Below are 26,063 nucleotides of genomic sequence, written 5' to 3'. Positions count from 1 at the left end.
ATGATATTGTCTCTAGACCTATAATGTTTCTTGCTGAGTCTGCGTTTACCCTTTCGAAGCTCCTGCCGTCAGACCCTGAACCAGGAATCGTTGCAGGAAAACAAACAGCAGGGTAATTGGAATAGCGATCAGTACCGCCCCCGCAGCAAACATCGTAAAGTTACTGTCCTGATAACGGTTGACCAGATCCCACATACCCACCGCAAGCGTCCAGTTCTCTTTCGTCCGCAGCACCAGCCGGGCGAAGATAAAATCCATCCACGCACCGGTGAAACTGGTTAGTGCCACATAAGTCAGCATCGGCTTGGATAACGGCAGGATGATGCTGGTGAATACCCGCAGGTGACTCGCACCATCCATACGCGCCGCTTCGTCCAGGCTGCGCGGGATGGTGTCAAAGAAACCTTTGACGATAAATCCGCCCAGTACCGCTCCTGATGAATAGACCAGGATAAGCGCAGTGTGGGTGTCGAGCAATTTAATTTGCAGCAAAATGATATAGATTGCAATCATGCTCATAAAGCTTGGGAACATGCCGAGGATCAGCATGGTGGAGAGAATCGTTTTACGTCCACGGAAGCGGAAGCGGGACAAGGCATACATCCCAAGTGTCACCATCAACGTGGAGAAGATCATCGTGAAAAAGGCAATTTTCAGCGTATTCATATACCATCTGCCGTACATAAAGGACGGGTTATTAAACAGCTCACCGTAATGGGTTAGCGTGAAAGCTTCGGGCCACAACCGTTCACTGAACAATGCCGCGCCGGGTCTCAAGGAAGAGAGAAAGATCCAGAGTACCGGGTAGATGGAGACAACGGCGATGATCAGCAATAGCACATAACTCAGGGCCAAACGCAGCGGATTATTACGTGTCTTCATTGAATCATGTCCTCCTCCTTGAATGATTTGGAGCGGCGGAAGTTCCAGATAGAGAATGAAGCGATTATAAGGAAGATGATGATCCCTACCGCTGAAGCCATGTTGAACTTATTATTGTCGAGTGTGAGCTTGTAGAGCCAGGTCACCAGCAGGTCCGTTGCCCCTGCGTACTGGTAGTCTCCCCGCAGTGGATTTCCGTTGGTCAGCAGGAAGATGACATTGAAGTTGTTGAAGTTTCCGGCGAACTGCATGATGAGTACCGGAGTTGTGGCAAAAAGAATGAACGGCATCGTAATGATCCTGAACTTCTGAAACGCAGATGCTCCGTCCACTTCGGCAGCCTCATAGAGGTCACGAGGGATGGCTGTTAATACACCCAGAATCAGCACCATACTGACCGGAATACCGATCCACATGTTGACAACAATGACGGTAACCTTGGCCCAGAACGGATCTGTCAGCCAGGGTAATCCCTCCAGCCCAAATGCTCTCATGTACGTATTGATCGGACCAAACTGACCATTGAACAGATTACGCATGAGCAGCAAGGAGATGATCTGCGGGATGGCATAAGGCAGAATAAAAATCGTCCGCCACAGCTTCTTGAAGCGTATGCCCCGCTGTTCAATTAACAGTGCTACTAACACGCCGCCAAAATAGGTGGTGACTGTAGCCAGAATGGCCCAGATGACCGTCCAAGTGAGCACGCCGTAAAATGTCTGGCTCCAGGATTTCAATTGAATCAGATCACTGAACGTCTTGAAGCCCACCCAGTCCACGAGCTTGGCTGGCGGAATATGATCCGGGGCCGAATAGTTCGTAAATGCAATTGTGATCGTAAACAGGATGGGCATAACGGTGAAGAAGAGTATCCCCAGTGCCGGAATGGACAGAAACAGATACGGAAAGTTTTTGTCCATCATGTTCCGAAGCGAAGCCGCTGCGCCCAGGGTCCGCTTGCCTTCTTCCCTAGCGAGCCCAGTGACGTACGCATCCCGGATATTCAGGATGTAGATCAGAATAAACACAAAAAACACCAGTAATACGATAATGCCATCAAGCAGCAAAAAGATGGAATGGTCTCCCCTTTGAAGTACAGTGGACCCATTCACTTTGACAAAACGCTGTGTATTTTCCCCCAGTGTCCATATGCCCCATACTGCCTGTGACAGGCGAGGAAGCAGGTACGCAAGCCCTGCTCCCTCCAGTAACAGTAGACAAATTCCCTTAATCCATTGTCGATTGTACAGCTGTCCAAGACCTTGCAGTATGATGGAACATATGGCCGCTGTCATCCGATGTTGTCTTTCCCTGTTCGGTCCAACGGGCACCGGGACATGCTGCTGTTGCATTCGCTCTCTCCTCCCTGCCTATTGCTAACCTGTATACATTGAACAAAAGTGTACTTACACTGACCACTCCGATGACAGAACAAGCTTCCGATCGGTGATAAAGGTGAGCCTATGCTTCCGAAGAAGCTTTCTTTCAGAAAGCTTTTAGTTTTACTTCCTCAGCTTTCTTCTGTCCTCTACGTTTGGTGTAAATATGAAGTTCAATTTATGCAGCTCTTATGCATAGTTCGTCCTTATTGGACGGTTGCGAGGCTTTCCTGGATCTGTTTCACAGCATTGTCCAGCGATGCCTTTACGTCCTTATCGGTATCCCATATGTCCGTAATGGCCGACGTGATCGGTCCCCACACGCTGTCCATGGCAGGAAGCGAAGGCATTGGTGTTGAGTTATTGAACTGTTCCAGGAATGCCTTATTGATTGAGTCCTCTTGCAACTTCGGATCAGCAGCTACGTTTTTGTTCGCAGGAAGTGTACCGTTCAGGTCAAAGTTCTCCATCTGAGCTTCTTCATTGGAAAGGAACGCTGCCAAGAGCTTCGACGCATTCGGGTATTGTGTAAATGCATTCACATAATAGGCTTTAACACCTGAGAAGGAGGTCATCGGTTTACCATCGATTGCCGGAAGCGGAGCAACGCCAAAATCAATACCTGCATTGCGATAATCGGCAATGGTCCATGGACCGTTAATGTCCATAGCCAGCTTGCCGCTGGAGAATAATCCTTTTTTGATATCATAGTTCACGTCACCCATCTTAAGCGGCAGCACTTCCGATTTCAGCGTCTGCAAGAACTGTCCACCCTTCTGGGCTCCTTCGTTATTCAGACCGAGATCCGTGCTATCCATCCCGTTGTCTCCAAAAATATAACCGCCCTGTGAAGCCAGGAACGCATAGTTATAGTAAAATTGCTGCAATTCCCACATCAGCGCATACTGATTGGACTTCACATTATTGAACGTCTTAGCGAAACTGATAATCTCATCAAAGTTTTTCGGAGCTTCTGGATAGAGTGCCTTGTTATAGAAAAGGGCGTAGGTCTCCACGCTGTACGGATAGCCGTACAGGATATCCTTGAACGTCACTGCCTTCAGCGCGTTGTCGCTGGTGTTCCCTACGGTCTCTGCTTCAAATATGTCATTGGGCAGAATAAGTCCCGCCTCTGAAGCGCTACCAATCTTATCATGTGGGAAAACAACGACATCTGCCGCCAGACCCGCTGGGCCATCCGTCGTCAGCTTGGTTACCTGATCGGTTGGAGGCAACTCCTCCATTTTGACCGTTACCCCATATTTTTCTTCGAATTTTTTGGCTCTTTGTTCAATAAAGCTGCTTTGATTTTTATCCTCCCAGATCACCAGCGTTGCACCTTCTTCAGGCTGAAGGTTCTCGGCTGTCAGCTCTACAACTTCCTCCGGATTCTCACCTGCCGTAGTTGGAGATGGACTTCCGCCTCCAGCCCCGCACGCAGCCAGTGTAAAAGCCATCATGACGGACAATGTTGCCCCTTGCCATTTTCTCATGTAAAATGTCCCCTTCCCTCTGCTTGGTCCAACAAAGTTCGCGCTTTTCACCCTTTTGTCTGCGTATGTTGTCAGGTTTTGCATCCCATATTCCATTTTGTACAAACGTTTGCTCAAATGGGAGACAAGATGACCTCTCCGTTCAATATGTAGGGGTAAACAAGTCAAGAAGTATGTAAATCCACTGATGTAAGCGCTACAATAACAATCACATCATACAATAACGATCTTTATTTGCACAAACGTTTGCACAAGCCATATTTGCTCAATTTTAACCAATTTCCTTCTTCTACCTACAGTAATTTCCTGTTTCCTTGTTCTGACTCTTTCTTCCTTAATTTCACTTCACGTGCATCCCTTACTCGGCAGTTAGCAATTGATTTCTCGTATCCTTTGGATTACCATAGGAGAATATTTATACGATTGTTCAGAAGGGATTTTTTTACATGATTACGATCAAGGATATTGCCAAATTGGCGGGTGTTTCCCCTTCTACAGTGTCACGGGTGATTTCCAACCATCCTAGAATCAGCACCAAAACGTCTCTCAAAGTGAAGCAAATTATGAAAGAATTGAACTACCATCCCAACATCATCGCGAAAAGCCTGGTTTCCAAAACAACACATACCCTTGGGATTATGCTTCCGCGTCCTGCAGAAGAGTTGTTTCAAAATTACTTTTTCGGGGAACTGCTCCGAGGTATTATTACACATGCCACCCGTATGAATTATGAATTGCTGCTAACAACCGAAACATCATCAGACAATGAATTGCATGCGATATCCCGCCTTGTGCATGGCCGTAGAGTTGATGGTATTTTGCTGCTTGGGTCCAAGCGAGACGATCCCATCATTTCATTTTTGGAAGCGGAAAATTTTCCTTTTGTGTTAATCGGTCGCAGTGAAGCTCATCCAAATGCCCCCATGGTGGATAACGATAATGTGCAGACCTCTTATGATGCGACTCATCATCTAATCGCTCAGGGACATACTCGAATCGGATTTGTCAGCGGTCCTCCGGACATTACGTTATCGCATGATCGTATGTTAGGATACCAAAAAGCGCTTGCCCAAGCCGGGCTGGATGCGGATAGTGATTGGATTGTGGAAGGCGAATTTCTGCAGGAAAGTGGATTCAGAGCGATGTCGCTGTTCATGTCCTTGCCGGACAGACCCACCGCAATTGTTGTCATCGATGACAACGTGGCCTTTGGGGTATTGAGAGCTCTTGCCGAGCTTCATTATCTGGTGCCTGAAGATATCAGTGTGGTCAGTTTTAACAATATTGCATTATCGGAACTGGCTTCTCCACCCCTAAGCTCTATCGACATCGGGACTTATCAGCTTGGTTATACAGCCGTTCAGGTATTGTTAAAAATTCTTAGTGGGGAACCACAGCTTCATAATCCGGTCATTATCCCCCATCGTCTGATCGTGCGTGAATCCTCACTCTTTTCCAAACCAAGGCCACCCTCAGATTGATTCATATCGGGTATCCGTGTAGTAATGCAAACGTTTGTCCTACATGGAATATGATGCTGTTATCCACCGTACGTAGGTGCATAGGTGCAAAAAAAGAAGCCGCATATACTCATGCGGCTTCCTTAATTCACACACTATTTCCGTACTCTATGCTCGACTGTACTTGAATGGATTAATACGAGCTCCAGCCAGCATCAGCTGTAACGACGGTTCCGTTCACGAAGCTGGACTCGTCCGATCCGAGGAACAAGGCTACCTTGGCGATCTCTTCGCTCGTCCCAATGCGCGGGTTGATTGCCATGCCCAGCTGTTGCCGACCTGCACCGTATGGGCTAATACCTGCCATGGAGGAGCTGATATTGGTTGCCACAGCGCCTGGAGCGATCGCGTTACAGCGAATGCCTTGCTCAGCATACATATACCCTGTATTTTTGGTGAAGCCCACGACCGCATGTTTGGACGCAGTATAAGCTGCTCCTGCACGTCCGCCGTGTAGGCCCCCTGCCGAAGCAATGTTCACGATAACACCTTTTTGTTTTTCCAGGAAGATCGGCAATACTTTACGAGTTGTCCGCATCACACTGGTTGTGTTCACAGCAAACAATCTCTCCCACTTCTCATCCGTTATATCAGCTGCAGGCTCCATGCCATCCATAATTCCCGCATTGTTAATCAGAATATCTACTGTACCGTATGTGCTCACCGTCGTATCGATCAGGTTTTGCACATCATCTTCTTTGGCTACATTGGCCAGAACGACAATCGCTTCTCCACCCTGGGCTTTAATATCATTGACTACCGCTTGTGCAGATTCTTCGTTAATATCCGATACAACGACTTTCGCGCCTTCTTGAGCATACAACGTGGCAATTGCTTTCCCCATACCTGAACCAGCACCTGTAACAACTGCAACTTTATCTTGAAGTTTCATTCCATGTATCCTCCTTTGTGTATTCGTTTACAATAAGTTAACAAACAAATGTTCATTAACTCTTATCCTTAGTATAATAAGTCATAGCGTTTCACTTCAATCAGTAAAAGCTTGTCCAATTGTACGTTAAACAACACTACTAAGCCTGAATGTACTTTAACTAATAAAGTGAACTCGCGAGGAGGTAAATAGATGTCTGAAACTCTGAATTCGATGGACCGAAGAATTAAAAAATCAAAAGCTGCACTGAAGGATGCACTCATTCATTTGATGCAAAAACATCCCTTTAAAGAAATATCAATTACGGATATTGTGCAGCGAGCCGACCTGAATCGGGGAACTTTCTACAGGCATTATCAGTACAAAGAAGACCTGTTCAACGAAATTATCGATGATGTGATTCAGGATCTGGTAACTTCTTTCCGCAAACCTTATCAGGATGAGGAAAAGTTTGAAGTCAATCTGATGCCCTCTTCGGCGATCACTATATTTGAGCATGTACACCAGCACGCACAATTCTACACACTGGTTGTGAAATCTGAGGCCTCCTCCAACTTCCAGCGTATGATCTGTGATGTCCTTCGGGATCTCGCTTTACAGGATCTGAACCATATCTTCCCTCCGCACATCAACCATGAAATATTGGCAAGTTACCAATCTCATGCGATATTTGGCATGATCATGGAGTGGATCAGACAGAATTTCAAGCACAGCCCCGCCTACATGGCCGAGGAGTTGTTCAAGATCATCCATTACAAGCCGGATAATGTCGTGTTGAAAAACTGAAATTTTGAATCATCTTACTTCCCTTTAGTAGGGTGATTGAGATTAATTTCAAGAAAGCTTCCCACCAAAATTATGTAAATGTATTCCTGTAATTTCTGGTAATGATATGTTAGGTTATCCAATGGAATACAAACAAAAGGAGGATGACATTACATTTGAAGAAGTCGTGGATTATATCATTGATTACCAGTTTTGTTTTGCTTGGCGGAGTGCTTCTCTCTCCAGCCACTTCTGCTGATGCAGCCAAAGTAGCAACCTCTACATATTCAGATTTAGATCAGAGTTATGCAGAATTTAAAGAGTACACTAATCAGTTATTTGTTCTCGAAACTTATGAGGCCAAAGCCTTCACAGCTTTGGAAAGCATCGACACCCAGGTAACTTCAACCAATCGCAAGTCCATGTATCTTAAACTTACGAACACGGTAATCCCCAATTATACAAAATTGGTATCCAAGGCAAAACAAATCAAGCCTACCAACCCGCAGATCAAGAAAATTCACGCTACATTTGTTAAGGCAAGTTACACTCAGCTCGAAGGGTACCTGTTGTACCAAAAGGCAGTATCCAAGAACAAAGTGAATTACACGTTACTAAAACAGGGTAATGCCAAAGTAAACACCGCTAGTGTTCTAATGGATCAATGCGAACAACAGTTATACGCTTATGCAAGAAGCTTGGGGTATGACAGTTAGTACCTATCTTCATAGAAGCCCAAAAAGCGCCCACTCCCCATGCTTAATGAGGAATGGGCGCTTCTTCTAATTATAGAAATAAAGATAACAATATAATGCGTATTTATTTCTCTCTCTTCTGATCACAGCCCCAGCTTCTGCCCTTTCTCCAACCGCTGAATTTGCTGCTCTCCGGTATCCGCAAGTTCACGGAACTGGTTAATCGTCTCGCGCATTCTTGGCAGGGCTTCCTGCTTATAAAGACTGATTGAATCCAGTGCCGACAGCACATCGGTGAACGCCTGTTTCATCGTATCCACGGAGATGCTGGCTTCATACGCCTGCTTTTGGATGGCAATTCCCTGATCCTTGAGCATCTTGGATGTTCCGGCGATCAGATCATTGGTTGTCTGGTTCAGCAACTCAATTTTCTGCAATACAATCTTCTGATTATATAAAGCACTCGCTACAGTAACGGCAATTTTCAATGCCGAGATCGTTACATTCTTCGCACGGTCTACGCCTCGGATCAGTTCCTTATTATTGCGGATGACTACTTCAATCGCCATGATACCCTGCTGGTTCACGACTAACATCTGCTGCAGATCCATCACCCGCTGACGGAGCGGAAACAGCACTTCTTCGGTAATAAATCGGACTTTCTCAGGGTCTTCATTACGGACCTTGGCCGCTTCAATCTGCGCGTCGATGGACTCATCCATGAGCACGCCAAGCTGGATTTCCTTTTGCAATCGCTTTGTGAGTTCTCGTAGGTTCTGTTGTTCGATCTCCAGCGTTGTATTATCGTTACGCAGGGTAGATCTGCCTTTATCCAAAGAGGTTACGATGTCAGCAATGACTGCATCAGCCTTCTGGTATTTCAGGAAATAGGCGCGCAGCGGATTGAACAATTTCCCGAGGAAACCGGTCTTGGCAAAGTCGACCACGCTTGGGTCGAGATCCTTCAGTTGCATATGCAACTCGGTCAAACCTTTGGCGACCTGACCGCCCTCGTCTCCCGTCTTGGACAGATGTCCAACGGAGACTTGAAGCAAGGCGTTTTTCTCAGAAGAGGATCTCATCGTGTTCATGCCAAAACCGTCAATGGATTGCAAAATCTCTTTGCGCTTCTCCAAGGATTCGAGGTCCAGTGTCATGATCATCTCTACGTTGGCATTTGCCACTTGTTGAAGCTCCGCGACCTCGGCGGGCACGGGTTTCACCTCTTCTTCGATCACCTTCTGAATTTCCTTCTGGCTCGGTATTTCCATTGAAAATGACATCTACAGTTCCCCCTTTAGATTACATCTGTACGTTAAACAGGTTTCCAATCTTGTACACGACATCGTCGGTATCGGCATTGATGCTTGCTGCTTCGTTAATGCTGGAGATGCTCTCCAAAGCCTTGATGTCCGCGTTGTATCCAATCGTATAGATTGGCACTTTGTACGTCTCGACCAGATCCCGGATATCCTTGAGGGTATGACCTTCGTTGGTCTCGCCATCACTCAAGACAAAAATCAACGGCTTCACGTTTGGATTAGCAGCCATATAATCTTCCAGCATCTTCATTGCCACTACGATCCCGTCAAAGGTCGCCGTACCGCCACCAGCTTGCAGACTATCAACTGTTCCGACAAACATGGACTGCTGGTTCGTATCATACTTGGCAATCGGCAGATTCACGGTTACCCCGCTAGAATAAGAAACCAGGCCAATACTATTCTCAGTGCCCAGGTACTTCTGACCTTTGCGTAGGGACTCCTTCAGTCGGTTAAGCGGTTCGCCGTCCATGCTTCCGGATACGTCTGTCACGAACACGGCAGCAATAGGTTTACTGCCATTCTTCTTCTCTTTCCATACTTTCTGTGCAGACAACAACGTGCCGCCATCCACAGTAGCCAGTTCGGATTTGTAATCCTGTAACCCGTTGAAGCCGAACTCCTCCGCCGATTGTTGGTACTTTGCTTGGGTTACGAATTCCGCGAATTTCTGGATGATTTCCTGTTTATTCTGCGGCAATTGTCCCAATGCATACAGCGGGCTATCATGTCTCACACCAAACGGTGTAAAGACGTATCCACTCTTCAGATCAGCGGTATTCACATACGTCTGGTATTCGAGTACAAAGGCATCCAGTCTGCCGGACTTGGCAGCCTCCCTCATCTGAATCGTTGTCGACGCTGTAAACGGTACATTCGTCTGGAATTTTTCGAACCCTTCAATAGCCTTCTCGCCAAGCGGGTTGGCGCTGTCATACGTATTCAGTGCGGTCACCAGGAAATTCAGTCCTGTGGAGCTGGCAAATGGATCGGTATATCCCATCGCGAGTTCATTGTTGGCAATCGCTTCGGTTACGGTTTTTACATTAACGGAGCCGTACGTATCAACCAGTGCATCATATTTGGCTTTGGAGATGACAATACCCGGAACATTCCCGACCAGTCGCTCGGATACCATCTCTGTCTTCACTCCACTGGCCTCAACCATCTCGCCCCACAGTTCATTGGAAGGTGTGAAGGCATCCGGCATATACTTACCGGACTTGATATAATCGGTGGCTGTTCCGGAGGCAATGTTGCGGATTTTGACCGATACCTGTTTCCCACCAACGGTAATATTTGCTTTGTTGAACTCCTCGCCCACTTCGGTTAACCAGCCGTCTACCCCGCTGCCCGACTTCTCCGTGGAAGAGAAGATTTCAACGTAATCATTTGTTGTATTCTCTACGGCAATTGCAAATTTGGAGATATCCGGCAGTGATTCTGCCACATCGACCGGGTCGAGATCAATCTGTCCTTTGACCGGTTCCGCCGTCGCTGGCGCAATGTCCGCGTACAGTTTCCCCAGTTCCTTACCTGCATTCTCTGTGCTCACCTGTGTGGTCGACTTGCCAAAGTTCGACGTCAGTGTAATCCCTGCATAGACCAGACCAAATACGAGTACCAGCATTACAATCGATATGAAAAAAAACTTTCCCTTCTTGGCCATACGAGCAACCCCTCACTATCTGTATAATTTGGTGTGCTTGATTAACTGATCTATCTCCTGCATACAAGGCATCTGTTCAATATCTCCGGCTTCAAAGCTGTCGAGGCGTGAAATCTCGAGTAACAACTGATCGAGCTTGAGCAAAATTTCCTCATTGGTGTGTAATGCATTTTTCACATAAGACAGATAATCGTTGTATACCTTGGTTTTTTCCTGAAAAAGCTTCTGGGGAATGCTTTCGGATTTGGATTTCATCATGTTGGCATAGTCAGCTTCATCAAATACATTCAACCGGTTCAGCACACTGCGGATGTTCAGGTACAACAGCTTCTCCACTTCCAGTGTGACCGAAGCAAATTTCTTGTAGCTCAGTTCTCCTGGATCAAACCGCTGATGAAGCACGTTCAGGAGGGTTTCTTTTTTCTTTTTCATTCGACTAAGTTGGGACAGCCCCAGCGTAATATCTTCTTCGAGAACTTTAATGCGTCTATAAAAAGATAGTGCTTCCACATAATCTTCATGCGTTTCAATATGCTTCACGGGCAGGACTACCGGTTGTCTGAACAGCGAGGTGTAACTTCCATACAAGAGTGCCATTGCACTGCCGAACAGAAGGGTAACGGATAGCGCAGTTGTGAATGCACCCTCCTCGAAATTCAGCCCGATAAAGCCGGGTGAGAATGCGAGAACATTCACAGCCACAATACCGAGGATTAATCCCAACAATTTTATGTACTTGATCATGTTCAATCATCCGACCTCCTTTCATGTTATATATTGGTGCTTCATGTCGTAATTTTCCTGTTCAACTTATTCTTATTGTACATGATGTTAACGCTCTCAGGTGGATATGATTGGATATTTGAATACTCATAATATACGTGGTTTGGGCTTATCCCATTTCATATTTTCAGGGACAACGTGGAACTTGGCAGGAAATTTTGTGGTCAATCCATAAAAAGTGAGTTTTACGAGACAGCAGATTGTGGAGAAGAAATGTTATCAGGTAATACGTGGAAAATAGCTATGCGTGTCATTTTTTATATAAGACTTGTCTGAAAAAAAGAGCAATGCAAAAAGGACGAATCGGAGATCATCCGCTTTCGTCCCTTTTACGTTGGTTCATTATTTTTCGTGTTCTTATTAAAATTTTGATGCCGTGTTCTACATCTAACGAACTGAGGTGACGTTATTAGGTACATTCCAGCTCTTCTGAAAATGTAACGAACCTGAGACGCGTTATGTTCCCGTTTTAGGCGAAAAGACGTTGTTTATCGCCTATTTCGAATGAAATAGCATCGCTGAGATTCGTTACATTTTCCACCACATCAATATTGCCCATATAAGACGTGTACGGTTCGTTAGAAATTAGAAAGTCGATTTCTTATAAAACCCTCTCCTCCAGTGGACAGGCCACCGCCTTTTCACACCATGCCTGTTATCACGAAAAGATGGATTCCCATTTACTTCGCGTGGTGCGCACCTCTACAACTTTCCCGGCACAGCCATTGTCTCCCTTCGCCTGGAACATTACTGTAACGCTGTTTTTGCCTGATGTTACGGCCTCAGGAATATCGTAGGTCACATAGAACACGTCGCCAATTTTATTCATGTGAATTCTCTGCTCGCCAATGAGTGTTCCATCCACGGTAATAGCGAATTGTCTGTCATATAACTTACCTTCCCGTTTAAACGCGGAATGATCTCCGCCCCAATAGGCCACACATAGATAATTGGTTGCTTCACGATCCACTGCCAGTTGGTAACTGAAGTAAGCTCCACTGACGCCAAAAGCCTCTCGCCACATATGCAACTTCTTACGGCCATCCGTGGTAGAACCATTATGATGCTCCCCACGGCAGTTGCTGTCCAGTTGATGTCCAATCTCATCCTGCTGACCGTCAGCCTGAACCCTGTCGATCGTGATATCGTTCAACTCTTTCTCCAGCGCATCTCCTTCATCGTTAAACGGCCAGTACACGGTATAAAATTCGTGATGCACATCATAGAACGGAATGAGCTTCACGGCTTCGGCTGTGGAAGTAACATCTTTGCTAAGTTCAAATGTTAACGTGTCTGCATCCACAACCTTGATCCACTCTCGTACGTCATCCTGCTCCGTCCAGATCACAGGTACAGGTGCAGTCTTGGGATTCAGCGCTGTTTCGTCCACGATCGTATCCTCGGGAAGGCCCTCGTTTCCTAGTGCACCAGCGAGTACTATTGGGCCGTACAAGAATGCCACCTTGTGGGCATCATCCCGGGAAGTGTACTGGCGGAGTGACATCGGCAGTGTGATTGTGATGACATCGCCCGCTGTCCATGTGCGGTCGATGGAAAGATAACCGGGTTCCATCCGTGTATACGGATGTTCCGTATCCCCGTTAACTGTTGCCGTCATTGGCTGTTGCAGCCATGAGGGCACGCGTAATCTTAGATGAGCCGAGGCGTTGCCTCCGGTGATCGTCAGGGTTACCTTTTCCGAATAAGGAAAGTCGGTTTCAAGCTTCAGGGATAATCCCTGTGACGCCCAATCCAGTTGGGAAGCGATATAAAGGTTGACGTACAGGTCCTGTTCATCCTCAAAATAGATCGCCTCGGCATATTTGCCCGGGTTCTCCATGCCTGATCCTGTGCAGCACCACCAAGCGGTATCGTGAGTACCATAGATTTTGTAGTGGCCTTGCAGCGTTGATGCAAAATACGTTTTGTTCCCCGTATCGGGGTCCTGCGTGCCGAGGATGTGATTATAGATGGCGTTTTCATAATAGTCCATGTAGGCGCTATCGTGATTCCAGGCGAAGAGTTGCTTCGTTAGATGTAACATGTTGTGAGTACAACAGCTCTCTCCTGTTTTGATGCCAAGACTCTCCATACCCTTTGCTTCGTAATGCTCCGAAATACTCGTCGCACCAAATACATAAGAACGATGATGCACCGTGGTGTCCCAGAAAAATTCTGCCGCTGTCCGATAACTCTCATGAGTATGGTCCTGATTGTAGATTTCGGCTGCACCGATCACTTTGGGAATCTGCGTATTGGCGTGTTTGCCTTGAAGATCGTCCTGCTTGTGCTCCAAGGGTCTCAGGATCAATTGATGGGTGAACTTATTAGCGATCTCAAGATATAAGGCTTTACCGGTAATCCCATACAAGTGTGCGAATACTTCATTCATGCCCCCGTGTTCACTTTGAAGCATCGTCTGCATCTGTTCTTCTGTCATCGGGAGCAATCCTTCGACCGCCCAGTCTGCAAATCGAGTAACCACCTCAAGTGCCTGTCCGTTGCCAGTCAGTTTATAGGCGTCAATCAGGCCGCGATAGATTTTGTGCACACTGTACCAGGGAACCCAGTATTCACCGATATTGAATCCACCGATATTCTCTGCTCGAAAAGCCATGTGGAAAGGTTCTTCGGACAAACCACCGATATATCCGCTTCCCGTGGTCTGCTGGATTCTCGCCAGTTCGGTGACCGCATAATTCAGTCTTTCTTTTAACGTGATATTCCCGGTTGCCTGATACGTCACAGCAAGGGCAGACAGATAATGTCCGAGGGAATGTCCGCTGATGGTACGTGCCTCCCAACCCGCGTAGCGCTCTTTTCGGGCAGGTAAACCATGCGCTTCGAAGCATGGAGCCAGGAATCGATCAATATCCAGCGATAACAGGTAACGCTCCCCCACCTCTTGTGATGTTTGGAACACACCATTTAACAGATCTACATGTTCCGGTCCCAGAAATCCTTTTTTCGTATCAATCATGACACTCACTCCTTCTCGGGATGTAATATATAAGTTGAACTAAAGATTACTTACACTGACACTACGATGACAGAATAACCTTCCAATCGCTGTTACCCCCAGATTTTTTGATTCCCTTTTCCGAAAGGGAAAATCCGGGGATAAAGGCGAACGCTTCGCTTTTTCAGGTTTTTTCTGTCCTCTCCGTTATCATGTAAATGATTAGTTCAACTTATATAGATATCCATTGATTATTGAGGGGTAAAATCCGTGTTCTGTTCCATATGACTAATACTCATCAATCTACTGTAGAGCTTGAATATCCCAATACTATCAAATAAAATAAAATTACATCAGACTCATAATCCAAGAAAAGGTGGATAAATCCGTCCTATGCAAAAGCCACTGGAACATTACCTGTGCGGCAAGTTCATATCCGAAGGCAACTGGAGCCACATGAGACGCAGCATGCCTGTGCATGAGATCATTTTGATGCTGGAAGGTGAGATGTACATCGCGGAGGAAGAGGAACAATATGTAGTTCGTGCCAACGATCTGTTGTTTCTGCGCGCCGGTCGCACCCATTACGGCTACCAGATTAACGACGCCCCCGTGAGCTTCTACTGGGTTCACTATGATGCCATTTCGGCAGAATTCAACCAGTTTAGGACACATGCCACCATTCAGGTACCTTCCATGGCCAATCAGTTATTCAAGCAATTGCTGCATGTGTCATCCTTCTCACCAGAAGAAGCCGACGCTGCTTTGTTACTGTTGTTCAAGGAGCTGGAGCGCAATATAGAGGCGGATTATCGCCCGCACAATGCAATTGTGGACCATATCTGCAAGTGGGTCGATATTCATCTGCATACAAACATCACGGTGAGTCAGATTGCGGAAAATTTTAATTTTAACAAAGACTATATCTCCAAAATGGTGAAGCGCGAGAAAGGTACTGGACTCAAAACCTATATCCTCACAGAACGTATTCGCCGGTCGAAACAATTGCTGCTCAACACCAATGCCAGTGTAAAAGAAATTGCCGGACAGTGCGGCTTCTCCGACTACAAACTGTTCCTGCGCATGTTCAAGCAATACGAAGGCAATACGCCAACCGAATATCGCAATCATCTGTATTCCACACAGCTCAATCGCTGATATGCTTTGATCTATAGAAATGACTGAGTTACCTATAGAAAATTTGAATGAATCGGATTGAATCCGTTATGGTAAAATGCAAGAAAACTATATTCCATACTTAACCCATAAGAGAAGAGGAATTATAAGATGACAACGGCTGCCGTTACGATTCATCCTGCCACAGAAGCAGACCATCCAGAGATTGTAGATATCCTTGTTGCAAGTTATGCCGAGTATCGGGAGACTTTTGAGCAAAATGAACGCTGGGAGGCCTACCTAAAAGATATTCGAGAGTCTGTGGTTAATCCGTACCTGACACAATTATGGATCGCAAAGATTGATGATCAGATTGTCGGTACAGTCCAATTATTCGAAACAGCACACAAGGCTTATCCAAACTTTGAATTGCCGATCGATTATCCGTTTATTCGGCTGTTGGGTGTTGATCCAAAATGGAGAGGTCACGGGATTGCCAGAGTATTGCTCCAGCAATGCGTAGATTCTGCCAAGGAGATGGGCAAAAATACGGTGTATTTATATACGGGCGGTCAGATGGTCAATGCCATCCGTTTATATGAGCGTTTTGGATTTACAGAGGATGAGGAGTTCAGCTCCGAGAGTGGCGGGGGCAAGGCAATATGTTACCGTTATGATTCCTAGTGTTGGCTAACAGCAACATGGGATCAGCGAACAGAGAATGAAATGTAGAAAAGACCGATCATCTTCATGACGGTCTTTTCTACGTTTATAAATGATCAATCACCATTTGAAATAATACATCGCTATTGATTTTTTAGCCGCGAATCTCTACCAAAATCTTCGCATGGCTCTTGTCGCTCATTAACAGCTCAAGCCCTTCCTGCACGATATCGTCCAGTTTGATTTTCTTGGTGATGACCTGTTTCACATCGAGCGACCCTTCCGCAATCAATGAAATCACTTCAGGGAAAATGTGGCGATATGCCAGCGTTGCCGTTAGATTCGCTTCTTTGACCAGAAGATCGAAGAAGTTCACTTGAAGCGGATTTGGAATCGCTGCGATGACAACAACTTCTCCGCCTTTTTTGACAACCGCAATGGCGCTATCCATCGTTGGTTGTACACCTGCTGCTTCATAAGCCACATCAATACCGCCCGATTGTTGCAAGATCACCTCTGTTGCATTGACTTTGGCACTGTTCACCGGAATGGCTCCCAGTTTGGCTGCCAGGTCCAGACGTTCCTCAAATACATCGACTGCATAGATTTCAGAGGCTCCTGCTGCTTTGGCAGACAGAATGGTCAATAATCCAATTGGACCTGCTCCATATACGGCTACTTTGTTCCCCACTTTCAACTTGCTGTGACGAACCGCGTGAAAGGCTACTGCCGTAGGCTCTACGAGCGCACCTTCTTCGAAAGATACGTTATCCGGTATGGGATGAACCATGTATGCTTCAACAACAACATACTCCGCAAAACCACCATCACCATTCAGTCCAACGAATCCAAATTGAGTACACTGGTTGTAACGTCCCTGAATACAGTACTCACATTTTCCGCAATGGTACAACGGCTCTACCACAACTCGATCCCCTACACTGACACCGCTTACATTACTCCCCAATTCACTTACGGTTCCTGCAAATTCATGACCCAATGTCAACGGTGCTTTCTGTCCTGAGAGCGGATGATTCTCGCCTTCTTGAATTCCTACACCATGATGATAGGCATGCAAGTCACTGCCGCAGATCCCTGCATATTCCACTTTGATTTTGACTTGACCCGCTTGAGCAACCGGAACCTCCCGCTCTTCCACACGCACGTCTTTATGGCCGTACCATACTGCTGCTTTCATGAAGTTCATCCCCTTTGTATGATTGTCTATATATTATATCGCTGTTCATGTATTATTCATATTTATAGATACTAATGTTAACATTAGTTGTATTAATGCTAAACGGAGATGAAATCATGAATCTGGAACAGCTCGAATATGTCGTTGAAATTGCGAAAACGCAGTCATTCTCCGCCGCCTCGGAACATCTACATGTCACACAATCGGCGATCAGCCAATCGGTTCATCGTCTGGAGAAAGAATTGGGTATCATCCTATTCGAACGCTCGCGGCAGGGAACTCATCCCACTCCCGAAGGCAAACAATTCATTGCCAAGGCACTGGATATTTTACAGCGGATTGATGAATTGAAATCCCTGAACGCCGAAGCCTCCTCTCTTAGCGGAGAGCTTCATGTGGCTACTTTTCCAAGTGTCATGCCCTATCTTGTCCAGTCTGCTGCAGATATGAAGCGTGAGCACCCACAACTTAACATTTCCATTGAAGAGAAAGGGTCCATGGAAATTATCGAAGATATTCGCAATAACAAAACCCATCTGGGCTTTATCGCGATCTATGCGAAACAATTGCGGGAATTCGATGGACTTCACTTCAGTCCAATGTATTCGGGCAAGCTGGTAGTTGGTACTCATCACCTGTCTGAACTTGCCAAGCACAGCCGCGTTACACCGGATCAATTAAAAGAACACAAGCTGGCACTGTATCGAGATGGTTTCATCGAAGACTTCATCAAGGAATTCACCTATGATCATGGACCTCTGTCCATTCTGTTCAAAACAAATAACTCTGAAGCCATCAACATGGTGTTAAGAAACGATATTGCCGCCACGATTGGTCACGACTTTTCCTTTCACCAAAATCCCTTATGGAAAGAAGGTCTGGTGAAGATGGTAGAGATCGCTGGAATCGATCAACCGAAAATGCAGATTGGCTTCGTGCAGACGGAGTCCAAGGAGTCCGCCGTAGCCGCAGAACGATTTGCCCAACGCTTCAGACAGGCGATAGAGCTGGATCATTTAAAAGTTTAAATCTAAAAAAGTGCTCCACCCTTTGAAGGAAGTTTGGGATGAACACCAACTTCTCCAAGAGTGGAACACTTTTCTGACTATCTCTTGCGTTACTATTACTACACCTTAATCAAACTATACTTTAACTTTACGTACAGCTTCACTCATCTCGTTCGTCTGCTGCTCCAGCATTGTGGAGGTCTGAGCCACCCTGTTGAACATGGCCGACTGTTCGCGCATTAAGCGATAGATTTCATCCGAATGATCCGACACCCCGGCTGAGATCTGCGAGATCGTATTGACGGAGGCTGCGGCCTCTTCCGAACCTGCCGAGATTTCCTCTGCCGCAGCGGAGACTTCCTGAATGCGACTGGTTACCAGTTGGAACGCGTCAACTACATGAGCGAAAGCTTGCTCCGCTTCTGCGGTAATTGTAACCCCTTGTCCAATCTCGGTTGCAGTAACCCCCATCTGTGAGCCAATCTGCTGTGATTCTTGTTGAATACGAAGCAGCAAGTCGGAGATCCGTTCCATGGATGTGCTTGAGGCCTCAGCAAGCTTCCGAACTTCATCCGCCACAACCGCAAAACCTTTGCCGTGTTCTCCTGCATGTGCTGCCTCTATGGATGCATTAAGCGCAAGTAGCTTCGTCTGACTCGCAAAGTCACGAACCGTGTGCAGGGCACCACCAATTTCCTGGGAGTAGTTGTTCAGCACCTGAACCATCGCTACAACTTCACTTGAGACATTTGAGATGCTCTCCATCTGTGTTTTCATCAGTGTCATGCTCTGTTTACCGGACTCCGCCGTAGAAAGCGCACTTGATGCCGCATCCGATACAACCATCGAGGATTCGGATATATCCGTTATGCCTTTTGCGATCTCTTCCATCGCATGCGCGCTATCGCTTGCACCCTGCTTCTGCGTATGTGCACCCTGCCTAATCTGTTCGACAGATTGATCAACCGTCTTGCCCATCTCAAGCATCTCTTCGGTACTGCGATTAAATTCCTTCGTTGATTCCGATAAAATATCTGTGGTTACTGCTACGCCTTCAACCATATCACTCACAATCTTATTCAAGTTACCGGACATATGTATCATCGCTTGATATGTTGTTCCAATCTCATCTTGGCTGCGCAAACGATACGACGTCAAAATTTGGTTCGCTTCTGCAAGCTCACCCTGTGCCATTTTTTCCACACTCGCCTTCAGCGGTTGAAGTGGCCGCAGTCCTCTTACGATAAACCACGTGACAACAGCAATGCCTATAAGTGTAATTAGTAGCAACAAAGCATAGAAGGGAATACTCGATTTCATTATATCTGACTCAATGCTTCCGATGACCGATACCGCCGTATCGATACCAATTACACCTGTTACAGCACCGTTACTATCCAGCATGGGAGCGTAAGAGGAAATATAGTCGCCGTACTCCTCATTGTTAATAATCGAAGAACTGGCTGTTTGCCCCTGTAACAGCTTCTGCACAGCCTCCTGAGGGACATCCGTAACTTCATTAATCGGTGAGGCTTTATCTGCATCCTTCATACCATCCACCATAATAAGTGGCGTACCTTTGTCATCTATTTTGACGAAATACACATACATTGCACCAATGCTTACGCGAAAGTCATCCAGTTCATCACGAATCTTCAAGAATTCGTCATTCTCCTTGGGGTCCTTGGCAAACTCGGCATAAGATGCTGTATCCAGCTGATTCACATAACTCTGAGCAATCTGGATGTTGTAACTCGAAATGGCCTCCTGCGCAGCTAGTTTCATATTGGCCACCTGTAACAGCATGCTACCAACGGCTATAATCGTAATGACCAGTGTAACTACTGCAACAATGCGCACAACCAAACGTTTTCTAAAAAAACCAATCATCCGCTCCTCTTCCTCTCCCGTGAACCCAAGCCTTTTTGACTAGGCGCTACCCAAAAAACGCATGCTTGAAGCACTATGTATGGGAAAATAGTAAACGAATATGTCGAATTAGGCAAGAAAATATTGGGTTTACATAAAAACGCTATCATGGCCGTGGTAGCTTTGTTCATTGGAGCTGCATCTAGGCATAATTTTGGAGGATTTGTTTAGGTTCTTTGCAGTGAAAAATGATAGAAAAAAACATCCCGGCTCAAGCGCCGAGATGTTGATGTGTTCTACATTTGAATGTAAAAAATACTAAACTGTTCGTCCATTCGTCTTCCTGAATCGAATCAGGGACCATATAATCAGCAACGCGAGCACGGCAAGACAGATGCTAATGCTGAACCGATTCCCTTCATCAAACACAAACATCACCGCAATCACACTGAGACATAGTACCACGACTCCGGTTATGTAAGGGAATCCCCAAACTTTGAAGGTCGGTTGAACCGGATATCTCTTCCGTAGTTTCAGCTGTGATGAAGCAATACAGATCCACACAAGGATTACAACAAACCCCGGAACTGCGAGCAATACGCGGAACAGTTGATCCTGCGCGAACAGGCCAAGCAAGGAACCTCCAAGCAGGACGACCGAGCACACCAGAAGTGTGTTAACAGGGCTACCGTTGCGATTCGTCTGTGACAATGCCTTCGGAGCTTCACCGCCCACTGCCATGGAGTGCATCATCCGGGATGCACCATAGATCCCTGAATTCGCAGCAGACAGAACGGCAGTCACCAAAATAAAGTTCATTATGTGTGCTGCTCCCGGCAGTCCCGTGGATGCAAGCACCTGTACAAATGGACTGCTCTCCGGCCCGATCTCATTCCATGGGATAAGACCACAAATGATGAGAATCGGCAAGGTGAAGAACAGAATAATTCTGAGCATGAAATTGCCCACGATTTTGGGCATGACTTTTTCTGCATTTTCCGTCTCGGTCAGGGTCAGACCAATCAGCTCCGATCCCCCATAAGAGAACATGACCACAAGCAGTGCCGAGAAAATCGAAGACCATCCGTTCGGGAAGAAGCCGCCTGCTTGCGTGTAATTTTGCAGATATGGCGTGTTATCACTCGGGATAATGCCAAAGATCAATCCTGCACCCAGGAAGATAAAAATAATGATCATGGCAATTTTGATCCCGGCCAGCCAAAACTCAAATTCCCCGAACACACCTACACTTAACAGATTAACCAGTATAATGAACGCCGCACATGCCAGACTCAGTATCCACAGCGGTACTTCACTGAACCAATACTGCAAAAAGCTCCCGGCGGCAATCACCTCAATGACACACACCGATAACCATAGAAAGCAGTACATCCATCCCATAACAAAGGATACTCTACTACCAAATGCCTCCTGCACGAAGTCTTTCATATTTTTGTTCTTGTACACCGTAGCCATCTCCGCCATCGCAGCCATAACAACCAGCAGCAATAATCCGGCAAAAATGTACGTGACGATCACGCCCGGACCTGCGAGTCCAATCGTCTCTGCACTGCCTTTGAAAATTCCGGTTCCAATGACACCACCCATAGCCATAAAACTGATGTGTCTTGGTTTAAGCTTCTTTTGTAGTGTTCCTTCTGTCTGAGCCAATTCAAGTCCTCCTGATGTAAAAAACGTCTGTAATGCTGTCTTGTTTCATAGACATAATGTCCAGTATACCCTATTGTCCATCAATCAGCCCAGAAGTTCCTTATGGCCAATTCATCCCAAACATATATGGACATAACCTATGTTTTATACCCCACAATGGCACGAAGCAATCTGTGTGCAATCCAGGTTAGCAAAATGTACCCTGCCCCATAGATGAACCAAGCGCCTATGTTACTACCCATTGTTGAAAGACTACTCGCGATATACAACAAAGGCAGCATAAAAGATATAATCAGCGCTCCCCAAAGTCTAAACCCTTTGGCAAAATAACTGCATATTCCAAGCACCACTGCAATGATGGGACATAACACCAAGACAGCAAACAGCGGATTCATATCATCGAACCACCAATATATCATGCACGACTCCCTCCACATTCTTCGTCACAAGGCCACGTTGCTTTAATGCTGTATTATTTAGTTTATTCTACTCTTTTTCCATCTCTTAAAATGTACAATATGTTGCAAAATTAAAAAACCAGCGTCCTGTAAAAAAACAGAATACTGGTTTCTCATGTAAATCCATTTAAATTGTTCTCGTCATAAACGTGCTGTTCGGGTCCAATACATAATCCGCGAATGGTTCGCAATATTCAAATCCGAAGTCTTCGTACATCTTCCTTGCCGGGATAAATGAATCCATTGAACCCGTCTCCAGACTGATTCGCTTATAACCACGGTCTGTGGCAACCTCCATAATATGCGCCAAAATTTTTCTCGCTACGCCTTTTCTCAGATGAGCCGAAGCGGTACGCATCGACTTCAACTCTGCATGCTCTGGATCAAGTTCTTTGATAGCCCCGCAGCCGAGCAAGTCGTCCCCTTCCCAAGCACACCAGAAAGTAATTTCGTGCTCCTTGAGTCCGTCCAGATTCAACGCATGAATACTTTCTGGAGGCGAATCTGCTGCCATCCCTTGCAAGTGCTCCGCAATTAAAGCCTTAACTTGGACTCCACTCAAATCATCCACTTTGATCTCCATAACGTACCACTCCCGCCGACATTTTTATTGGTTTTATCACTGAATGTATATCAATCATTTTATCTTACTACCGTGTTAGGTTTTATGACAAGAGGTTACTTATATCCACTGAAATACGCTATTGTGATTCACCTATAATTTCCAGTATGATGAGGCTATTAGATGCCAAAGGGGCGAGGTCTATTGCGAAATATACATAGAGTTAAACGTGGAACTAAGGTGAAGCAAGCTTAACTTAATTTAAAGGAGAACCCTATGACACTCACTACGGATAACCTGTTTTATAGCAAACGATTAAAGATGACGCCACCACGCTCTGAAGACGTGCAGACCATGTTGCAATGGAACGAAGACCCGGAGTACCTTCGGAATGTGGATACTGACCTGGCCATTCCCTATTCGGAGAAACAGTTGGAGGATGAGGGCGAAACGAAGAACAAGGAAGTTTACTTCAGACTTCGCACGCATGAAGAGGATACGCTGATTGGTTTTGTCGTCATTCATGGCATTGAATGGAACAACCGCTGCGGACAGCTTGCCATTGGCATCGGACTTGCCAAACATCGCAACAAGGGATATGGCACGGAAGCGTTGAATCTTATTTTACGATATGCGTTCCATGAGATGAATCTGGACCGAGTTGGCCTCGATGTCATCGCCTACAATGCCAAAGCAATCCGTTCCTATGAAAAGGTTGGTTTTCAGTTGGAAGGTCGGGCACGCTCAGCTGTATATCGTGATGGTAAGCGTTATGACCGCTTGATGATGGGAATCCTAAGACCAGAATGGGAAACACACAATCAGATCCATACGGAGGGTGAACAAGTATGACCAAGAATGCAGAAGTTACTGCGTTTATTGAACAGATTCAGATCCCCTGGCAAGTACAAGTCGCTGAACAATTGCGCCAGTTAGTGCATGATACCATCCCTGACGTACAAGAACGCGTACAATACAAGAAACCTCATTTTTTGAAAAACGGAAAGTACGCTGCGGTCATCTCGCCTTCCAAACAAGCCATGTCTTTCACCATCTTCAATGCAACCGGACTCGATCTACCCGATGGGATATTTGAAGGCCCAGAAGAGCGAAAAACGATCAAACTCAAGGAAAAAGATACGCCGGACTATGAATGGTTAGCTGGTTTGTTAAAGCAGGCATCTGCGGAATTGTAGACGGGTGTAGTGAAGAGGCACATACGCCGAAGTAGTAACTTAGGCAGTAATGTGCGGTTGGAGTATATGGGGTGAGTTTGGGTTTGGGTTTGGGTTTGGGTTTGGGTTTGGGTTTGGGTTTGGGTTTGGGCCAAGCGCTAACGAATCGGACACACCTTATGTCGCAGTTAAACTGGCATATGAAATTCTAACGAATCTCAGCAGTCTTATTACAGAAACCCCCTTCGATTTTCTTCGAAAAACCATGACAATTGGAGAAATAGAGTGGCTATGATTCGTTAGAATTCTATACTGTTGCAAATTCACCCAATAAGACGTGCTAGGTTCGTTAGACTGTGTGAGTACGACAAGCGGCCTCTGCACGTAGAAAAAACAACCCATTCTCACTCTGGCGGCTAAATAAATAGCATAAACGACTGGCTGTAGCAAAAATATCTCACATCCATCCTGCGCAGGGCAAAGGGGCATCCCATGAAGTTCCAAGAACTTCGGGATGCCCCTTTGTTATAGTCTGTCTACTACTGTCATTCCAACCTTAACAGCGGTGTAATCTTATAATAAGATGACTGCTTATAATTGCTTATAATGTTTTATACTAGCTTCCACCATCAAGATTGCTGGTACGATACGGCGGTCATCTGACACGGCTCACATATGAACATGTAATACATACCCTCACCATATTTCTCAACCTCGCCCCAGTCCAGTTGTGCGACAGCCTTCATTCTCGTGGAACAGCGTGGACATGTTGGGTACTCCGCATCTTGAACCCATCCCGGATGGCCGCCGACCTGAGATAACGATGGCTCCATCGCCCACTCACTGGCATGGAATGCATGACGCGATGCATTTGCAATCCCAAACTGCTGGCCAACATCCGGTGCAAGTTTACCATAGTCGTCCAGGTCAATCTCGTCCATTCCCGCAGGCATGACATTATGTGAACTCCATAACGGTTCCCCTGCCGCGTCCATCTCCATGTAAACCACACCGTAACTGCTGCATATCACGCAAGTCCGTATCTGAAGTTGCTGAGCATGCCAAGAAACGTCATTCAATGCTGGATGCTTAACATCCAGACTAATTAAGGTGGTTAACGCATTGCCACACCATGGACAGCAATTGGTGCTAGGGTTCAGCATCGAGAGTGAATTTCCGGTTAACTCCACGTTAGGTCCTTCATTCTCTTTTACTTTATAGAGTGAATAACTTGGGGTGATGAATAATTCCCTGCGCTGCCCGTCTTTTGTAAGCTCCCAACCAGCTTCAGTGGTGTAATGCTCAGGTGCCACGTATAACTCGTTCGCCCAAGATGGAGGAGATTGTCTCCACTGCCGGAACTGCTGCACAACAACATCATCACCGATATGGGCCAGCATGAGCAATATGTGGTTCCGATTCTCATCATCGGTGTTCACCTGCTGCAAGAGATGATCACGAACCTCACCCGAGGCACTTTTATACAAAATGGCAGGATAATAGATCTCCTGTTCCAGCAGCTCAGGAATTTCGGCAGTCAACGATATATCATGGTAGCAGACCAGATATACCAGAATGTCTTTGCCCGTATCTTCATCACCTGTACAAATCCGTTGCATCGCGTAATCCTTCATCTGATCTTGTTGCTCTACAGACAAAGATAGATATACCTGTTCCTCGGATTGTTCATAGGGCGTATAACGAATTAGTGGATCGCGAACCTGAGGTTTGTGCATGATTTTCAAAATTTCGACTGGGTCTGTGATACCTGCATACAATTTCACGTCACGTCGATTCGCTTCAATGTATCTCTGACGCTCCTCGCGTTCCATCTCCTGCTTGCAAGGCATGCAATAACCACCCGTTTTCAACGCTGTTGCTGGTAAAATGGTATTTGCACACCCTTCCCGTATACACGGAATTCGTTCTGTCATATTCCAACCTCCTTCAACTATTGGCAATGGAAAACACGCCACAATGTGACG

Annotated in this window: 22 protein-coding genes; 8 read left to right on the top strand and 14 right to left on the bottom strand. The window is 46.1% G+C overall.

What is annotated here, in order from left to right; translation table 11 throughout:
• Positions 1 to 45 precede the first annotated feature (45 nt).
• The 3 genes from MHH25_RS04965 to MHH25_RS04955 form a co-directional block, all read right to left on the bottom strand.
• Positions 46 to 882 carry a sugar ABC transporter permease gene (locus MHH25_RS04965; RefSeq protein ID WP_211081980.1) on the bottom strand — a complete coding sequence of 279 codons (837 nt, stop codon included), beginning with the start codon at positions 880 to 882 and terminating at the stop codon, positions 46 to 48.
• Positions 879 to 2,234 (bottom strand): ABC transporter permease subunit, encoded by a 1,356-nt coding sequence (locus MHH25_RS04960; RefSeq protein ID WP_340019336.1) that lies wholly within the window; start codon positions 2,232 to 2,234, stop codon positions 879 to 881. Before MHH25_RS04960 ends, MHH25_RS04965 begins: the two co-directional genes overlap by 4 nt.
• 233 nt (positions 2,235 to 2,467) lie before the next feature.
• Complete coding sequence (locus tag MHH25_RS04955) at positions 2,468 to 3,754, bottom strand: maltose ABC transporter substrate-binding protein (RefSeq protein WP_340019335.1); 1,287 nt, start codon at positions 3,752 to 3,754, stop codon at positions 2,468 to 2,470.
• Positions 3,755 to 4,200: 446 nt separating this feature from the next.
• Here MHH25_RS04955 and MHH25_RS04950 point away from each other — a divergent pair, with 446 nt between their 5' ends.
• On the top strand, positions 4,201 to 5,235 hold the full coding sequence (locus tag MHH25_RS04950) for a LacI family DNA-binding transcriptional regulator (RefSeq protein ID WP_340019334.1): 1,035 nt from the start codon (positions 4,201 to 4,203) through the stop codon (positions 5,233 to 5,235).
• A gap of 172 nt (positions 5,236 to 5,407) precedes the next feature.
• On the opposite strand, the gene MHH25_RS04945 is transcribed toward MHH25_RS04950, so the two are convergent.
• Complete coding sequence (locus tag MHH25_RS04945; RefSeq protein WP_340019333.1) at positions 5,408 to 6,166, bottom strand: SDR family oxidoreductase; 759 nt, start codon at positions 6,164 to 6,166, stop codon at positions 5,408 to 5,410.
• A 192-nt stretch (positions 6,167 to 6,358) separates the two neighbouring features.
• On the opposite strand from MHH25_RS04945, the gene MHH25_RS04940 reads away from it, so the two are divergent.
• Entirely contained in the window at positions 6,359 to 6,952 is a 594-nt protein-coding gene (locus MHH25_RS04940) for a TetR/AcrR family transcriptional regulator (RefSeq protein WP_340019332.1), read from the top strand.
• Positions 6,953 to 7,107: 155 nt separating this feature from the next.
• Entirely contained in the window at positions 7,108 to 7,647 is a 540-nt protein-coding gene (locus MHH25_RS04935) for a hypothetical protein (RefSeq protein ID WP_340019331.1), read from the top strand.
• A 122-nt stretch (positions 7,648 to 7,769) separates the two neighbouring features.
• Here MHH25_RS04935 and MHH25_RS04930 read toward each other — a convergent pair whose 3' ends face one another.
• The 4 genes from MHH25_RS04930 to MHH25_RS04915 form a co-directional block, all read right to left on the bottom strand.
• Complete coding sequence (locus tag MHH25_RS04930) at positions 7,770 to 8,909, bottom strand: toxic anion resistance protein (protein WP_017690481.1); 1,140 nt, start codon at positions 8,907 to 8,909, stop codon at positions 7,770 to 7,772.
• Between the two features lie 19 nt (positions 8,910 to 8,928).
• The gene (locus MHH25_RS04925) at positions 8,929 to 10,617 is read right to left on the bottom strand and encodes a VWA domain-containing protein (protein ID WP_340019330.1); all 1,689 of its coding nucleotides are present in this window, start codon (positions 10,615 to 10,617) and stop codon (positions 8,929 to 8,931) included.
• Positions 10,618 to 10,632: 15 nt separating this feature from the next.
• Positions 10,633 to 11,361, bottom strand: coding sequence for a hypothetical protein (locus tag MHH25_RS04920; RefSeq protein WP_321163459.1), 729 nt, complete (start codon positions 11,359 to 11,361; stop codon positions 10,633 to 10,635).
• A gap of 697 nt (positions 11,362 to 12,058) precedes the next feature.
• On the bottom strand, positions 12,059 to 14,380 hold the full coding sequence (locus tag MHH25_RS04915; RefSeq protein ID WP_340019329.1) for a beta-L-arabinofuranosidase domain-containing protein: 2,322 nt from the start codon (positions 14,378 to 14,380) through the stop codon (positions 12,059 to 12,061).
• Between the two features lie 372 nt (positions 14,381 to 14,752).
• Here MHH25_RS04915 and MHH25_RS04910 point away from each other — a divergent pair, with 372 nt between their 5' ends.
• Both MHH25_RS04910 and MHH25_RS04905 read left to right on the top strand, forming a co-directional pair.
• The gene (locus MHH25_RS04910; RefSeq protein WP_340019328.1) at positions 14,753 to 15,517 is read left to right on the top strand and encodes an AraC family transcriptional regulator; all 765 of its coding nucleotides are present in this window, start codon (positions 14,753 to 14,755) and stop codon (positions 15,515 to 15,517) included.
• Positions 15,518 to 15,646: 129 nt separating this feature from the next.
• A complete protein-coding gene (locus MHH25_RS04905; RefSeq protein WP_340019327.1) occupies positions 15,647 to 16,159 on the top strand; it encodes a GNAT family N-acetyltransferase in 513 nt (170 codons plus the stop codon).
• A 133-nt stretch (positions 16,160 to 16,292) separates the two neighbouring features.
• On the opposite strand, the gene MHH25_RS04900 is transcribed toward MHH25_RS04905, so the two are convergent.
• The gene (locus tag MHH25_RS04900; protein ID WP_340019326.1) at positions 16,293 to 17,336 is read right to left on the bottom strand and encodes a 2,3-butanediol dehydrogenase; all 1,044 of its coding nucleotides are present in this window, start codon (positions 17,334 to 17,336) and stop codon (positions 16,293 to 16,295) included.
• A 116-nt stretch (positions 17,337 to 17,452) separates the two neighbouring features.
• Between MHH25_RS04900 and MHH25_RS04895 the strand changes: the two genes are divergently transcribed.
• Positions 17,453 to 18,364, top strand: coding sequence for a LysR family transcriptional regulator (locus tag MHH25_RS04895; protein ID WP_340019325.1), 912 nt, complete (start codon positions 17,453 to 17,455; stop codon positions 18,362 to 18,364).
• Positions 18,365 to 18,478: 114 nt separating this feature from the next.
• Here the strand turns inward: MHH25_RS04895 and MHH25_RS04890 are convergent, their stop codons facing one another.
• The 4 genes from MHH25_RS04890 to MHH25_RS04875 form a co-directional block, all read right to left on the bottom strand.
• Positions 18,479 to 20,233, bottom strand: a complete 1,755-nt coding sequence (locus MHH25_RS04890; RefSeq protein WP_340019324.1) for a HAMP domain-containing methyl-accepting chemotaxis protein — start codon at positions 20,231 to 20,233, stop codon at positions 18,479 to 18,481.
• Between the two features lie 297 nt (positions 20,234 to 20,530).
• The gene (locus tag MHH25_RS04885; protein WP_340019323.1) at positions 20,531 to 21,883 is read right to left on the bottom strand and encodes an amino acid permease; all 1,353 of its coding nucleotides are present in this window, start codon (positions 21,881 to 21,883) and stop codon (positions 20,531 to 20,533) included.
• A 137-nt stretch (positions 21,884 to 22,020) separates the two neighbouring features.
• Entirely contained in the window at positions 22,021 to 22,302 is a 282-nt protein-coding gene (locus MHH25_RS04880; protein ID WP_340019322.1) for a hypothetical protein, read from the bottom strand.
• A gap of 166 nt (positions 22,303 to 22,468) precedes the next feature.
• Complete coding sequence (locus MHH25_RS04875; RefSeq protein WP_340019321.1) at positions 22,469 to 22,924, bottom strand: GNAT family N-acetyltransferase; 456 nt, start codon at positions 22,922 to 22,924, stop codon at positions 22,469 to 22,471.
• 255 nt (positions 22,925 to 23,179) lie between these two features.
• Here MHH25_RS04875 and MHH25_RS04870 point away from each other — a divergent pair, with 255 nt between their 5' ends.
• Entirely contained in the window at positions 23,180 to 23,755 is a 576-nt protein-coding gene (locus MHH25_RS04870; protein WP_174806482.1) for a GNAT family protein, read from the top strand.
• A complete protein-coding gene (locus tag MHH25_RS04865; protein ID WP_340019320.1) occupies positions 23,752 to 24,099 on the top strand; it encodes a DUF1801 domain-containing protein in 348 nt (115 codons plus the stop codon). The genes MHH25_RS04870 and MHH25_RS04865 overlap by 4 nt, the downstream gene beginning before the upstream one ends.
• Positions 24,100 to 24,707: 608 nt before the next feature.
• On the opposite strand, the gene MHH25_RS04860 is transcribed toward MHH25_RS04865, so the two are convergent.
• Positions 24,708 to 26,012: a DUF1963 domain-containing protein gene (locus MHH25_RS04860; protein WP_340019319.1), complete on the bottom strand. Its 1,305-nt coding sequence runs from the start codon at positions 26,010 to 26,012 to the stop codon at positions 24,708 to 24,710.
• Positions 26,013 to 26,063: the final 51 nt, after the last annotated feature.

It is taken from the genome of Paenibacillus sp. FSL H3-0457, assembly GCF_037981725.1.
Taxonomy (GTDB): Bacteria; Bacillota; Bacilli; order Paenibacillales; family Paenibacillaceae; genus Paenibacillus; species Paenibacillus amylolyticus.
Note: the sequence above shows the minus strand (reverse complement) of the source record. Positions and strands in the feature narration are given on the sequence as shown.

What these genes read in the sequence shown, in the direction of transcription:
- MHH25_RS04915 (WP_340019329.1), bottom strand. Translation starts at nt 14,380, where the DNA reads ATGATTGATACGAAAAAAGGATTTCTGGGACCGGAACATGTAGATCTG.
- MHH25_RS04870 (WP_174806482.1), top strand. Translation starts at nt 23,180, where the DNA reads ATGACACTCACTACGGATAACCTGTTTTATAGCAAACGATTAAAGATG.
- MHH25_RS04900 (WP_340019326.1), bottom strand. Translation starts at nt 17,336, where the DNA reads ATGAAAGCAGCAGTATGGTACGGCCATAAAGACGTGCGTGTGGAAGAG.
- MHH25_RS04865 (WP_340019320.1), top strand. Translation starts at nt 23,752, where the DNA reads ATGACCAAGAATGCAGAAGTTACTGCGTTTATTGAACAGATTCAGATC.
- MHH25_RS04965 (WP_211081980.1), bottom strand. Translation starts at nt 882, where the DNA reads ATGAAGACACGTAATAATCCGCTGCGTTTGGCCCTGAGTTATGTGCTA.
- MHH25_RS04875 (WP_340019321.1), bottom strand. Translation starts at nt 22,924, where the DNA reads ATGGAGATCAAAGTGGATGATTTGAGTGGAGTCCAAGTTAAGGCTTTA.
- MHH25_RS04940 (WP_340019332.1), top strand. Translation starts at nt 6,359, where the DNA reads ATGTCTGAAACTCTGAATTCGATGGACCGAAGAATTAAAAAATCAAAA.
- MHH25_RS04920 (WP_321163459.1), bottom strand. Translation starts at nt 11,361, where the DNA reads ATGATCAAGTACATAAAATTGTTGGGATTAATCCTCGGTATTGTGGCT.
- MHH25_RS04910 (WP_340019328.1), top strand. Translation starts at nt 14,753, where the DNA reads ATGCAAAAGCCACTGGAACATTACCTGTGCGGCAAGTTCATATCCGAA.
- MHH25_RS04960 (WP_340019336.1), bottom strand. Translation starts at nt 2,234, where the DNA reads ATGCAACAGCAGCATGTCCCGGTGCCCGTTGGACCGAACAGGGAAAGA.
- MHH25_RS04905 (WP_340019327.1), top strand. Translation starts at nt 15,647, where the DNA reads ATGACAACGGCTGCCGTTACGATTCATCCTGCCACAGAAGCAGACCAT.
- MHH25_RS04930 (WP_017690481.1), bottom strand. Translation starts at nt 8,909, where the DNA reads ATGTCATTTTCAATGGAAATACCGAGCCAGAAGGAAATTCAGAAGGTG.
- MHH25_RS04890 (WP_340019324.1), bottom strand. Translation starts at nt 20,233, where the DNA reads ATGATTGGTTTTTTTAGAAAACGTTTGGTTGTGCGCATTGTTGCAGTA.
- MHH25_RS04860 (WP_340019319.1), bottom strand. Translation starts at nt 26,012, where the DNA reads ATGACAGAACGAATTCCGTGTATACGGGAAGGGTGTGCAAATACCATT.
- MHH25_RS04925 (WP_340019330.1), bottom strand. Translation starts at nt 10,617, where the DNA reads ATGGCCAAGAAGGGAAAGTTTTTTTTCATATCGATTGTAATGCTGGTA.
- MHH25_RS04895 (WP_340019325.1), top strand. Translation starts at nt 17,453, where the DNA reads ATGAATCTGGAACAGCTCGAATATGTCGTTGAAATTGCGAAAACGCAG.
- MHH25_RS04950 (WP_340019334.1), top strand. Translation starts at nt 4,201, where the DNA reads ATGATTACGATCAAGGATATTGCCAAATTGGCGGGTGTTTCCCCTTCT.
- MHH25_RS04945 (WP_340019333.1), bottom strand. Translation starts at nt 6,166, where the DNA reads ATGAAACTTCAAGATAAAGTTGCAGTTGTTACAGGTGCTGGTTCAGGT.
- MHH25_RS04955 (WP_340019335.1), bottom strand. Translation starts at nt 3,754, where the DNA reads ATGAGAAAATGGCAAGGGGCAACATTGTCCGTCATGATGGCTTTTACA.
- MHH25_RS04880 (WP_340019322.1), bottom strand. Translation starts at nt 22,302, where the DNA reads ATGATATATTGGTGGTTCGATGATATGAATCCGCTGTTTGCTGTCTTG.